Raw genomic sequence first — 14,416 nt, forward strand, 5'->3', positions numbered from 1 at the left:
CCTCATTCATCTTTTAAAAGAATTTGTTTTGGGTTTAAACGTAGAATAGATAATGCTGGAAGAAGCGTTGCTATTATAGCAATAGCTAGTCCAATTCCACCCATTTTTCCTACATCTTCTCCTGTTACACTTACATCAATTTTATCAATTGGATCTTCTTTTTGATTTTGTAGAGTACCACCGGGTCCAGCCATCATTACAGTACCATGTTGCGAGGTATCTGTTTCTTCGCTTGCAGTAGCAATTTCATTCGAAAGTAAATTATCCCCGATATATTGAGAAACTTTAGCTCCTGTTGTTATGGATAATCCAAATGCTAAAATAGCGACACACACTACTTCTACTACGAATTGCGCCATCAGTTTCCACTTTTTCTCTCCAATAGACAATAGAATTCCCATTTCTTTACGACGCCCTTTAATTGATAGCATAATGATTAATCCTAAAATGATCGCACCTGCAATCGATACAATATAAATAATCATTTGAGAAGTCGAAGAGATATTTTCGATAGGACCAATCATTTGCTTGTACAATGAATCATGCGCATCTAATTTATAATAATTAAAATCAATATTAGATTTTTTTGCTTCTTTTTTAAATGCATCAATATATTGTGGATCATTCAAGAAATACACGACTTGAACACTACTTATACCTTGGTCTACTTCTAATTTTTTCATAGTTGAATGCGGCATATATAGTTTATTAGCTGGATCCATAATAGGAGGAGCCTGTTGACCCATTGCTTGCTCATTTGTTTCGTAAATACCGATAATTTCAACCTCAAGGGTTTCCTTCTTATCCCCTGATTGCACTTTAACTTTGTCTCCTACTTTCAAATTGTTTAATTCCGCTAATCGTTTTTCCATTAAAGCTACATTCTGATCCTTCATTTGTTCTGTAATTGGTTTTCCATCAATGATTTTACTTTTTCCGTTTTTAAAGCTTTCTTGTAATGCAGTCTTGCGAACTCCCTCAATCATAAAAGAAGCATTCATATCTATTTCTGTACCAGAGCTTGAACCGCCTCGCACAGCCGCCATTCCGGCTTTACCTTTTCCTTCTTCTTCTGAAGCTCCTACTAGTTTAAGTCCATCAGAAATACCGAAAGTGTTAGCTATGTAATTATAGTCTTTTACATACTTGGATTTCGCTAATTGATCTGTTTCTTTTGTATCGAGCTGCGGTGGATTTGGCATTTCTCCAGTTTCCTTAGCTTTTTGACCTAATTTGTCGAAATCAAGACCTAAAGTAACATCTGCACCAAGTTTTTTTCTCGCAGCATCCGCTGCTTTTTTTGACGCATTTTGGATTGTGAAACCTGAAAGAACCAAATTTGTAACAATCAGAAAAACTGCCATCAAAATTAATGATGTTCCTATCCTTTTTTTTATACTGAGAATTGCTCGTTTCATAAAATTCATTTTTTCTTACCTCCTTGATATCTTGTATTCTATATAGGTTATCTAGAGTTTATATGGAGCTAATCGGTAGTTTAACTAGAGATATAAGGAGTTTATGTGTAGTTATTTACCTGTTCCAGAAAAGCTAGAACACAAATTCAAAAACACAGTCGTTTTTGAATTTCGGTAAGGAGTTAGTCAATTTAAGAGACTTATAGAAAAGAGAGGTTAAGCTTAATTTAATGTATATAATATAAAAAATATATTTATTGTATAATTTCTATACAATAAATATAGAGAACCTATTTGTGAATATTTATTTGAGAATTGTAAGTTCCTAATAGAAATTACATCTTTTAATAAGAAAAGAAACAAGTTAACATTCTTTTATATGGATAAGAATATTAACTTGCTTCTTAAATTTTAGTATAAATTATTTATTGTAAGCTTTATAATATAATATACAAATTTATCACCTGTTTTTATAATTCAAGCACCTACTATTAGGAAAAGAGAATATTTTATAATTAATTTAAAACATAAATTTTGTCCATGTTTTAAACAATATGTATTTTGGAGGAGGTTAATTTGATTTTTTCAAAACTCATTGATCGGTACGCCTTGTATGATTTACATAAAAAAAGAAGTGTAGCGTTTCAGTATACTTCCCTTTCTAACACTTCATTAAATATAAAGGACATAGAATCTTTTTATAAAGTAAAACCATCACATATTCATTTTGACATTAAGCATTCAAAACAGGAAAAGAAATACATGGTTGGACAATTCAACTATAAAAGCTCGGTTCAATCTGGTGATTCACGCAACGACTCTGTAACTGGGGAATTATTCTTACATAAAAATGAAGATGCACCTCAGGTTATCTTTGTTCATGGTTGGAGAATGGATTCTAACGAACGTGTGAAAAAAATATTCCACGATCATATGACCAGCCTAAAGTGGAATATGTATTATTTCACTCTACCCTATCATTTTGAAAGAAAACCCGATCAATCCCTTTTCAGTGGAGAGTATATGGTAAGTGCAAACATTGAACGAACAGTACAAGCAACTAGACAAGCGGTAGCTGATTTACGAGCTTTGATTAAATGGATTAAAGCAAATAAAAATGGGCCCCTGATTCTAATAGGAATTAGTTTAGGCGGATTTATTACTAACTTAACCTCTCTTGTTGAAGAAGAAATTGATGTGTTAGCATCCATTTTCTATGCAAATCGACTTTCTTATTCTATTTGGAATACGACTCCAGGTAAATTTATTAGAGAAGACTTGGAACATCATGGTGTTACGTATGATGATTTAATAGATTATTGGAAAATCACTGAACCGAGTCAAGCATTACCAAAAGTAAAAAAAGAAAATATTTTATTAATTTCAGGTAAGCACGATCTATATGTGCATTCTGAGGATACAGACTACTTGTGGGAATCTTGGGAAAGGCCTACACGATATATTTATACATGTGGGCATGCCGGGATAGTTCTTAAACGTAAAAAAATTGCCGCTGATACTATTAATTTTATTCAGAATCGATTGAACTCCTCGCACTCATCCAATGTCGTGCCTTAAATAACGAGATTACTAAGCGCATAATCTTATACTTGTAATGTTTCATTTTAACCAATCACATATATAAATCATCGTCACGCTAATCCATACACGATTAAAAAATGAAAGATCCCCTAATGAAACATTAAAAAGGGAAGAACCTTGATGAGCTCTTCCCTTTTTGTTTATTCTTCATTGAATTGTAATTTAATTACAGTATGTGAAATTATGCTATATTAATTTTAAAAGCGAAGTAAAGGTTGTTTTTACTTCGCTTTTTTCATTTGCAATCCTTATTAACTTTGCTCAATTCAGTATTTATTTCCACACTCTTCGCTTTTATTTAATCGGTTTTTCTGATTTTAAAACAATGGAACTTAATGCAGGAACTTTAATTTTATTGTCATGGACAACATAAAGTGGTTTACTTCCCGCCTGCTTGCCATCTACTAGTACTTTCCAAGGCCCTTTCGATGGAAGTTTTATTTCAACAGCTTCTCTATTTGCATTGTGAGCCACCGTAAAGTATTCATTTTTATTCCCCTCTATTGTATAAGCAACCGTATTTTTCGGGGCACCTATAAATGAAACTTGTGTTTTTATTTGCTCTGCAGATGTCATTCGAAAAGCTGAGTACTTTTTGCGTAATTCTATTAACCCCTTCATATAATCTACTTCATTATTAAACGTTGCACGGCGCAACCAATCCATCTGGTTAATTGAATCTGGAGATTTGTAACTATTATGATCACCATATTTCGTGCGCATAAACTCTTGTCCTGCATGTAAGAATGGAATCCCTTGTGATGTTAATAAAATCGAAGAAGACAATTTGTGCATTTGTTTTCGTACTTCTTCACTATCATCTGGATTAGTTAACTCAAGTTTATCCCATAATGTATGATTGTCATGTGCTTCCACATAAGTTAGCACCTGCTCTGGATCTTGATAGGTAGACAAATTGGTATCATAGTCAATACCTGCTGTAATGCCTTTTTTAATACGATCTTCCATGTTTTGCTTTCCATTTACAAAACCATTTTCTTTCTCCTCAAATACACTACCTTTCAATCCATCACGTATATTATCGTTAAAATGAGCAATCCCTTTCATTTTCTCCGCATTTTTTTGATTTGCTTTCAACTCAGCTGCAAGAGGTGTATTTAAATCCCAGCCTTCTCCATGCAGTATAATAGAAGGGTCAATTTGATTAACAGCTTTACGTATTTCATTCATCGTTTCATAATCATGAATACCCATTAAATCAAAACGGAATCCATCTAAATTGTATTCTTTTGCCCAGTATGCTACAGAATCGATCATAAACTTCCTCATCATTTTTCTTTCTGAAGCAGTATCATTTCCTACACCGGTTCCATTTGCAAATGTTCCATCTTCATTGTAACGATAATAATAACCTGGAACTAACTTATGAAAATTAGATTCAGCAGCATTATACATATGGTTATATACTACATCCATCACCACACGAAGATTATTATCATGCAGTGTTTGAACCATTTGCTTTAATTCAGTTATTCGAACAGTCGGCTCATAAGGATTTGTAGAATAGGAGCCTTCTGGAACATTGAAATTTTTAGGATCATATCCCCAGTTATATTGCGGTTCATTTAAAGTCTCTTCATTTACTGAAGCATAATCAAATATCGGTAAAAACTGAACGTGAGTAACACCAAGATCCTTTATATGATCAAGTCCTGTTTTTACACCTTCTGGCCCTTTTGTTCCTTTTTCTGTTACACCTAAATATTTCCCTCTCTGTTTAATACCACTTTCAGATTGGATGGAAAGATCGCGTACATGTAATTCATAAATAATAGCATCTTCTGGATTTTTAAATTTTGGCTTTTTGTTTGCTTTCCATTTTTTCGGATTTGTGTCTTCTAAATTAACGACTACACCTTTATCCCCATTTACAGAAGCAGCACGCACATATGGATCAACCGCTTCAGTCCACTTATCACCAATTTTGACCTTATACGTATAAAAGAGCCCTTTTTGGTTCCCTTTTAGTTCTGCTGTCCAAGTTCCCTTTTCACCTTGTTGCATGTTTATTTCAGTACCTGTTTTATCGCTCCATTTTTTATATGTAACCAACTTCGCTTCACTCGCAGTAGGAGCCCATACACGGAAATTTGTATATTGCGGAGTATATATATTCCCTAAATCATTACCACCATAATAAAATAAATTGTCGAATTCCTCGCTACGAATGACTTTACCGATTTCAGTATTCGTATCAGCTAAGTTTTCAATTTTAACTTTGTATGTTTGTTTTAAATCAATTTTCTGTTCCGTAATTATTTTAACCTTATTAGTAACATCTCCACTGTTTATATCATAAGGAGTAATATTCTTAATTTTTATGCCTTCAATTTCAATTTTCTGTTCCTTAATATTAAACGGGACATTAGTCGTTACAGTAATTTCATGGAAACTATCAATAGTTGCTTTTTGAATTGAGAGATCCGATGAAGGCTTAGAGTTATATACTTTTTCATCACCCGAAAGAATCCATACTTCAGCACGACCGTCCTTTATATTTTCAATCCAACGATCCCCACCATCTTTTTCCCATTCATTTGTTCGAACTATAAATCCTACACGATTATAGTCACCTTCTATTTTTATCTTAGCGTATTTTCCAAATTCATCTTCACCAGTAAATTCATAAGATGTACCATTTGCATTTTCTCCCCATAACCAAATATTCCAGTCTTTTGTATTTCCAAGCTTTTCTTTGTAATGAATGATAACTTCAGTTGTTTTCGAATTTGAAACTGCCTTCACACTCTGAAAGGAGAAAACAGATGATAACATAACGATTAAAGTAAGTAATAAAACTGATTTGTTAATTAACCTTTTTGTAATTTGCACCACATACACCCTTTCTTCAAATATTACTAGTGATTTATTATGCTTACACTGAATAACACTGCTTAAATTAATCTAGAAATCTCTTTTAATTCACCTCCATATTGGCTATTTTCACGTATGTATTTCAATGACCTTTTAATGCGAAAACGTTTGCATTAATGATTAAAAAAATAGATTTGTTAATGCCTTCATATGTTTGTAAATGCTAAAAGATCAGGGAAATCATTTTAAAGCAATCGTTTGTTATCGCTTTCATTCTATAGATTTTCCATCAAGAGGTCAATATATTATTAATTTTCTGTTTTTATATATTTTAAACCTTATTTATTTGTCGAAACTTCTTAAAGATAAAGCGCCTAACTATTGCTTAGTCAGTTTATTTTCAATAATACATTGCTACGAAAAAACAGCTAATATCCTTAAAATGACATTAGCTGTTTTTCATAATATATTAATATATGAATGATAACTATATTTCTAAATTACTTAATTTTTGCTGCATCAAATGCCTTTTGAACTGCTTGAACTTCAGCTGTATTCGCACCATATTTATTAGTTGCCACTCGAATACATGCTGATCTCAATTCTTTGAAATTAGAAGTCATGTTTAACTCATCAGTATTTGCATAATAGAAAATATCAAACATTTTATCTTCACCAATTCCTTTAACAGTTACTCCGTTATGAGTACCGCCTTTTGCAATGAGATACGCAACTTTATTAATAATACTTGAATTAAAATGAACACCGCCTTGATCCCATCCATTAAAATCGTTAAATTCACTGTAATCATCTGGATAAGGTACTCCTAGTGAAGATGGAACAGAAGCTGGGTTTTCCATATCACGGAAAACAGATCCTGTTTGTTCTCCCATTGTCCAGTTAAAGTTTCCATTATTTACGTATTTCTCAATAGATGTTCCCATAATATCAGATAGTGCCTCATTAATCGCACCAGATTCCCCGTAATATTCAAGATTAGATTCGCTAGAAGTAACAGCATGTGTAAATTCATGTCCAGCTACGTCATATGCTTTAACAATAGGATCACCATATACAAGCATACTTCCATTATTAGCACTTAATGCATTCTGCCAATTTTTCGGATCATTCGTCTCTTCAGAATCCCAAGCGTGTACAACTGAAACTACCTTTTGTCCCTTATTATCAAAGCTATTGCGCTTGTATTTATCTTTATAAAAATCAAATACTTTTGTTGCTAAGTAATGAGCACTTACCGCTTTTGGATCGTTAAATGTTGCCGAAGTACTAGTCGCTAATGTACCAGGATAATAGCTTTCTTCTTTAGTAATATCTCTGTAATTCACATCATATGTTTCAATTCCTTGCCCTCTTGTATAATCAGCAAGAGCATATTTGCCATTACTTTGTTTAGAGATACCAAATGAACGATTAATACCTAAATCATCTTTTCCTGTTCCGGTTAATGATGTAAGACTGCTTTGTTTATTTTTCTTTAAAGCGCCAACTAGTTTGTCACTGGCTTTTAAGTTAGATTCTTGTACCATATTTTTTAACATATCACCATTTTGTGCATTTACTAAATAAGTACCAGAAACATAGTTTGGTGTTGCAGCTTCAAATTTAACTTGATATGCATTTTTAGCTTGTCCATTATTTTCATCAACAAAAATAACCTCTTTAACTTCTGGCTCAGTAATAAACTTGATATCGTTCCCGTACTTCGTATAAATAAATTGTTTTGCTTCATCTTTTGATAGATTAATAGTTTTTTTCAATTCTTCTTGTTTTAAATTTTGCGCGCTATCACCTGAAACACTTTTAATAACACCATTATTATCTACGTGTGCAGTTAATTGATGACCATATACTTCTTTTCCTTCGTATGTTTGCTGCATACGTACAAGTGTAGTTCCATCATACGAACCACGTTTTTGAAGGACTTTATAATCTACTCCTGCTTCTCCATTGACTTGTTTTTGGGAGAGAGCTTGCTCTGTTTTCTCCTTAAGTGCATCCTTTACTACATTTTCTGGTGTCTTTTGTGACGGTTGTGTCAGTTCACCCGAACGGAACGATTCTTCCTGAATTTGAACTTGTAGTTGATCTGTTTCCTCTGCATGACCTACCCCATATGGTGCCACAGCTGTTAAAGCTAATCCTGTTGTTAATGCTACCTTAGTTAATGTCTTTTTGTTTTTCATTATTTCACCTCGTATAATTTTTGAAATAGAAAGCTTGTACAAAGTATACTGTCTATTTCTGTCGGAAAAAAGAGAAAATACACAATTTATGTAACATTATGCAAAATTACATAAATTGTGGTCAATATTATAAATAATGAACGGAACACATATGTACATTAATTTGAATAAAAGAGAGTCCTTATAGGCGCTCACCCAATTGGTTAGTTATTAATTATCTATATTCATTGTAATAAAAGTATACTTACCTCTAAATAACAACATAAAAACCCACTCTTTACTATTGTAAGAGTGGGTTTAATGTTATTAAAATAACAATTACTATAAGAAACCTTATAATTTATATTTTTTTAGTAATCCTACTAAGTTTTTTGTAAAATTCACCTTTCGTTTTTATATGCTTAAACTGATTTGGATTAATATTTGCTTTTTGTGAGAGTGCTACAATCTCTTCTTTTGAAATTGAGTCTTTCGTATTTATAGATGCTATATTTGTGTATTTTCCGTCTTCTGTTTTTGGAATTTCTAAAATCCCTTTATTCACAAGATCAACTACAGCCTTATGCTCTGAAGAATGTAAATCTACACCAGTAATTTTCCAATTACGCATAACTTTTGGTGTGTATACACCGTTCTTTACCTCTTTTAAATATGTAATAGCAAGGTTACGAATGGTTCCACCTGTTTCTCCAAATGCATTCTCTTGTTTAGATGACCAAATTTGTTCAAACTTACGCCCCTCTAAAGCTCCTCCTTTTGCCTGAAGAGCCTCCATTCTATATGCATTCATTCCCAGCGTCATAACATCGCTCATTTTGATTGGTTTGTTTGTACGAATAGAGCGTAAATTTGTAATTCTACTTCCGTATGGTTTTGTTAAGTCAATTTCGTATTTTACGCCTCCAAAGAAATCGTTCGTACTGTATTTAGATGCACGGCGGGTTTTATCAAAGCTAACGGTTACATCTCCGGCACGAGATGAGTTAAAATATCCTGCTGCCCATTCCATATAGTCTTTCAAATCTTTTCCAGAAATCTTATATACTGTAATTTCTCCCAAGGCATATTGGTAATTATACGCAATATCTTTTTTCTTAATAGGACCTGTATCCAAACGGGCATAATCATTATCAATTTGATGGGCTACTACATCTGCTTTACTGTAGTAGAGCATGACTTCATGAAAGAAATCTGATAAAGGTGTTTCTTGAATCTGAACACTTGGGATACCCTTTATTTCATTTTCAGGAACAAGATTTCTACCCTTTAATTGAGCGACTACAACATTTGCATCTCCTCTCGCATATTCGTGAAAAGGTGTTAGTGTTTCTTCAAGTGTAGGATCAGATAATATCGTTGTTCCATCAGCATTTTTTACAGGTATAGCGGTAGCAGTTTTATCTTTTAAAACCAACTTCTCATCTTGCTTTGTAAAAGTAAGGTCAATACGTGAAATATGTGTTCCATATTTATCTGGTTCTGTAATAATTACGCCATTTACAACTTCTTTTTTTACAAGTTTATGCATATGAGCCGCAAAAATAGCACTTAGTTCCGGACAAGCATTTGCAATATCTTGAACACCAGTACCAGGGATACCATTCTCATTTTCTAGTCCCATATGCATAACTCCTACCATTACATCTACTTTACCTTCTAATTCCTTAATTGCCTTTTTCGTCTCTTCTACCGGATTTTTCACCACTAAACCATTTAAGTGATCTGTCCCTTTTTCAAAATCACTAATCATTGGTGTATTCATACCAATAATCCCAACTTTAATTCCACCTTTTTCTACAATTGTATATGCAGGAAGAAAGCGCTCTCCATTTTCCTTATAAATATTTCCTGCTAACGTTTTTCCCTTATATTGCTCACTAACTTTTTTCAATGTATCTAATCCAAAGTTGAATTCATGATTTCCAAATGCCCAGGCATCATATCCCATTGTATTCATCGCTACCATCATTGGCGATTGTGGCTTATCGTTGAATAATTCTACTGAGTTTCCTTGAATTGTATCCCCGGCATCTACTAATATGGTATTTGGATTTTCTTGACGGACCTTCTTTATAACCGTATAAAGCTGCGTCAAACTTCCACTCATATTTGCTCCATCAAGCGCATAATCCCAAGGCATAAATCTACCATGAATATCTGCAGTACCTAACAATGTAATATTAACTTCAGATTCCTCAGCCTTAGAGATAGGTGGTTTGACTATTACTGCCGTTCCAAGCAGTAATAGAATTACAAAGTAACATACATAGTTCTTCCATTTCATTTTTTGCATAATAATAATATTTCTCCCCTTTTTGTACTTTCATAAAGTTGCTTGAACTTTAAAAATGTAACTTATTATTTAGGAAACTTCAACTACAAAAGATAATTTTGAAGGTGGTTCTGTTGCAAAAATAAAGAGAATAAATTGCATACATCCCCTAACAGAATTGTATTTTATCGTTTTCTGACAGAATACTCCTTCCTTAAGCGTGTGAAGTGTACTTTCAAAATAAGGACATATCACTTATCATTATTTCAATTTATTAAAACGTGCATATACAATATGTTATCATGATTAATTTTTTGAATTTCGTTGCTGATTTATTTCCTTCTAAATAAAAACACTTTCAAAAAAATAACCCCGCTCTTCATTTAAGACGGGGTTACACTTATACAGAAAATCGGATAGTTTCATATTTTCTTAAGCTTATTGGTCACTTTCAACTAATTTCATTCTATTTTTGTTTTCTTCTGAATCAATATGAATCAACCGTTTTCCTTGTTTATAATACGTATCAATAAATAGGGAATAATTTTTACTTTTCAATTTCACAAAGCAATTTTATCTCTTTGATTTGTAACATATGACGCTGTTCATGCAAATAGATCAGTTCTATCCACTGATCAAGGGGCAATTCTCCAAGAGCTGGATGCATCACTGATTTTTTCGCTAATACAGACTCATCATCTATTGTACTCAGGAAACGCATCAATTCTTTTCTTGATTCGTTTAGCATATTGAGCATTTGCTCCACTTCAAATGGTTCTATACTTGGTTCAATCATTTCTGGAGCTATAAACTTTTTCGTTCTATCTAATAAAATAGTGTGAATTTCTTTACGCTCATTTTGGGTACTATCTAACTTTTTTAACCCTGAGGAAATAACTGTTATCACTCTCTCATCTAATAAAACTAAATGATGACAAACTTGTGCAATACTCCATTTATCCTTATCTGGTTTCCTATTAAATTGAGCATCACTCAACAAAGAAATTTCCTCAACTAATTGATTTCTCGTTTCATAAAACTTGTCATTTACAAATGTATCCATGCGGATTCTCCTTTCATTGCAACCTACATACTTAAATTTCTACGCTAAAAACATTATCTTCGAAAACAGATTTTCTTTCACTACTATTCCAATTTCATTTTAAAGCCACAAATGAAGTTATTTGTTTTTTTGTATGTTTTTAATTGGCACAAATAAATCAACCTTTAACTTTCCTTCTAGATCTTCAGCAACATTATTTAAGCAAAACTCTAAATTATCTCTATCATAATCTGCATCATACTCACTATTTGGTAGCCACTCTGCATACATGTATTGATACGCTTCACTTAATTTATGAGGTTCATCATAGAACTGGTATAGACCATATGTACCTCCATCTAATCTTTTAAATTGCACATCATGATACTTTTCTTTATCGAAGTTTTCAGGAATCATAACACATGCATCATGCCGGCACTTATGACTTGCAACAAGTTCAGGATTATCTAATGATATTCCGATAAATGATTGCTTTGGTGGATACAGTTTATTTTCAATTGACCAGTTCAGTAACTTCCCCCAGTGATCTTGCGGTTCAAAGTAGCTACCAGTTCGTCTTATATACGCTACTTCTAATGGTGGTAATTTTTTTATAACAACTTTCATTTACATCTTCTCCCCTATAAATACGTACACTGTTTATTTAGCTTTCTTTAATATTTATTCCTTCTTAAACAAAAAGAATTTTCTAATCACATAAAGTGAAACTTTAATCAGCGGGAGATGAATTTTAATTGAAATATAATTGATTACTATTACTACTACTAAAGTAGTATGTACTTTCATACTTTTATTTGATTTTAAATTCTTTTTAAATCGATATATTAATTGTAAGAAAATAAAAAGGTGGAGGATTTTAATTGATTAAAGGAATATACGAAGCGCATTTACCAGTGAGTAATTTAAAACAATCTATCGAATTTTATGAAAAACTAGGGTTGAAGTTAGCCTGGAGCGATGAATCAACAGCATTCTTTTGGATTGAGGATGGGAAAAGTTGGCTAGGATTATGGGCGGGCTCTGAATACGAAACAAAATATCATCCTTCTTTACGTCATATTGCATTTAGAGTTTCCTATGAGGATTTAAAAGAATCATTACATTGGTTACACTCACTTCAAATTAAAGCTGTTCCGTTTGGGAGTAATGAATCTATTGAACCATTTGTCCGTCCACATCAAGGTAATGCATCTGTTTATTTTATTGATCCAGATGGTAATAGCTTAGAACTTATTTGTCATATTTTTGTACCTAACGCACTAAAACATATAAATGATAAATTATCCTTTAAAGATTGGGAGACACTATTAGCTGACACATTTGAATGAATATTAGTTATAAATCATAATGGCTCACCTTTATTTTTATAACATGTATAACAATCTTGAATAGTAATGTCCTATCAATTTATCATTAAATAAATGTAAAAAATGACCCTATTTATTCATTTTTAATGCGTATGTATGTACATTTGTTAATTTATTCGATATATTATGGGTATTGAATGATTACGTGAAGTGTATAGGTCGCTTATATAACACCTTATATTTTTATATCCGTGAAAACTACAAAGTGTATGAAAATCCATTTGTCAAATGAATTTAGTGCGGAAGGAGGTTTGTGGTTACTTCATAGGGTATAATAATCAGTTTTTTACTGATAAAAATATAGGAGGCGACATAATGTTTCGTACGATTTCAAATTTCATGAGAGTAGCTGAGATAAGAAGGAAAATCCTTTTTACACTAGCGATGTTAATCGTTTTTCGAATTGGCACGTTTATTCCAGTTCCTCATACTAACGCAGAGGTATTAAAAGTACAAGATCAAGCTAACGTTCTAGGTATGTTAAACGTATTTGGCGGAGGAGCATTGCAACACTTCTCAATCTTTGCTGTAGGTATTACACCATATATTACAGCTTCCATCATAGTACAATTACTACAAATGGATGTTATACCTAAGTTTTCGGAATGGGCAAAGCAAGGAGAAATGGGCCGTAAGAAATCAGCTCAATTCACTCGATACTTTACAATCATTCTCGCATTCATACAGGCCATCGGAATGTCTTATGGCTTTAATAATATAGCAGGTGGACAATTAATAACAGATCAAAGCTGGACTACATACTTATTTATTGCGACAGTTTTAACTGCAGGTACTGCATTTTTACTTTGGTTAGGCGAACAAATTACCGCTAACGGAGTTGGTAATGGTATTTCGATGATTATCTTCGCAGGTCTCGTTGCCGCGATTCCAAATGTTGCAAATCAAATTTATTTACAACAATTCCAAAATGCTGGCGATCAGCTATTCATGCACATAATAAAAATTGTTTTAATTGGACTCGTAATTTTAGCGATAGTTGTTGGCGTTATTTACATTCAACAAGCTGTACGTAAAATACCGATCCAATATGCAAAAGCTGTTTCAGGAAACAATCCATATCAAGGAGCAAAAAACACTCATTTACCGCTTAAAGTAAATAGTGCTGGTGTTATACCAGTTATCTTTGCTTCTGCATTTTTAATGACGCCGCGTACAATTGCGCAGCTCTTCCCTGATTCAAGCGTATCAAAATGGTTAGTTGCAAATCTTGATTTCGCACATCCAATTGGAATGACACTTTATGTCGGTCTTATTGTTGCTTTCACATACTTCTACGCATTTATTCAAGTAAATCCTGAACAAATGGCTGAGAATTTGAAAAAGCAAAATGGATATGTTCCTGGTATTCGTCCTGGTAAAGCAACTGAACAATATGTAACTAAAATTTTATACCGTTTAACATTTATCGGTGCAATTTTCTTAGGTGCAATTTCTATATTACCGCTCGTATTCACGAAAATTGCTACGTTACCACCTTCTGCTCAAATTGGTGGTACAAGCTTACTTATCATTGTCGGTGTAGCACTAGAAACCATGAAGACTTTAGAAAGCCAGCTTGTAAAACGTCATTATAAAGGCTTTATTAAAAAAGTGAATTAATTATAAAAAACACACTATATTTTAAAGACATAGTG

9 protein-coding genes are annotated in these 14,416 nt (G+C 32.7%); 3 read left to right on the forward strand and 6 right to left on the reverse strand.

All coding sequences use genetic code 11. The features are described from left to right. Positions 1 to 2 precede the first annotated feature (2 nt). Complete coding sequence (locus ACTJJY_RS06645; protein WP_440605250.1) at positions 3 to 1,427, reverse strand: ABC transporter permease; 1,425 nt, start codon at positions 1,425 to 1,427, stop codon at positions 3 to 5. A gap of 567 nt (positions 1,428 to 1,994) precedes the next feature. On the opposite strand from ACTJJY_RS06645, the gene ACTJJY_RS06650 reads away from it, so the two are divergent. Next, positions 1,995 to 2,996: an alpha/beta hydrolase gene (locus ACTJJY_RS06650; protein ID WP_440605251.1), complete on the forward strand. Its 1,002-nt coding sequence runs from the start codon at positions 1,995 to 1,997 to the stop codon at positions 2,994 to 2,996. A 318-nt stretch (positions 2,997 to 3,314) separates the two neighbouring features. Here the strand turns inward: ACTJJY_RS06650 and pulA are convergent, their stop codons facing one another. The 5 genes from pulA to ACTJJY_RS06675 form a co-directional block, all read right to left on the reverse strand. Continuing rightward, on the reverse strand, positions 3,315 to 5,873 hold the full coding sequence (pulA, locus tag ACTJJY_RS06655) for a type I pullulanase (protein ID WP_440605351.1): 2,559 nt from the start codon (positions 5,871 to 5,873) through the stop codon (positions 3,315 to 3,317). 482 nt (positions 5,874 to 6,355) lie between these two features. Further along, positions 6,356 to 8,059, reverse strand: coding sequence for a M4 family metallopeptidase (locus ACTJJY_RS06660; protein ID WP_440605252.1), 1,704 nt, complete (start codon positions 8,057 to 8,059; stop codon positions 6,356 to 6,358). Positions 8,060 to 8,399: 340 nt separating this feature from the next. Continuing rightward, the gene (locus tag ACTJJY_RS06665; protein WP_440605253.1) at positions 8,400 to 10,352 is read right to left on the reverse strand and encodes a bifunctional metallophosphatase/5'-nucleotidase; all 1,953 of its coding nucleotides are present in this window, start codon (positions 10,350 to 10,352) and stop codon (positions 8,400 to 8,402) included. 526 nt (positions 10,353 to 10,878) lie between these two features. Next, positions 10,879 to 11,394, reverse strand: coding sequence for a DinB family protein (locus ACTJJY_RS06670; RefSeq protein ID WP_440605254.1), 516 nt, complete (start codon positions 11,392 to 11,394; stop codon positions 10,879 to 10,881). Positions 11,395 to 11,511: 117 nt separating this feature from the next. Beyond that, a complete protein-coding gene (locus ACTJJY_RS06675; protein WP_440605255.1) occupies positions 11,512 to 12,000 on the reverse strand; it encodes an AraC family transcriptional regulator in 489 nt (162 codons plus the stop codon). A gap of 254 nt (positions 12,001 to 12,254) precedes the next feature. Here ACTJJY_RS06675 and ACTJJY_RS06680 point away from each other — a divergent pair, with 254 nt between their 5' ends. Next, complete coding sequence (locus ACTJJY_RS06680; RefSeq protein ID WP_440605256.1) at positions 12,255 to 12,722, forward strand: VOC family protein; 468 nt, start codon at positions 12,255 to 12,257, stop codon at positions 12,720 to 12,722. A gap of 354 nt (positions 12,723 to 13,076) precedes the next feature. Continuing rightward, positions 13,077 to 14,381 (forward strand): preprotein translocase subunit SecY, encoded by a 1,305-nt coding sequence (gene secY, locus ACTJJY_RS06685; RefSeq protein ID WP_000490131.1) that lies wholly within the window; start codon positions 13,077 to 13,079, stop codon positions 14,379 to 14,381. The last annotated feature ends 35 nt before the right edge of the window (positions 14,382 to 14,416 follow it).

Source organism: Bacillus sp. 22475 (assembly GCF_052044835.1).
GTDB classification, from domain to species: Bacteria; Bacillota; Bacilli; order Bacillales; family Bacillaceae_G; genus Bacillus_A; species Bacillus_A cereus.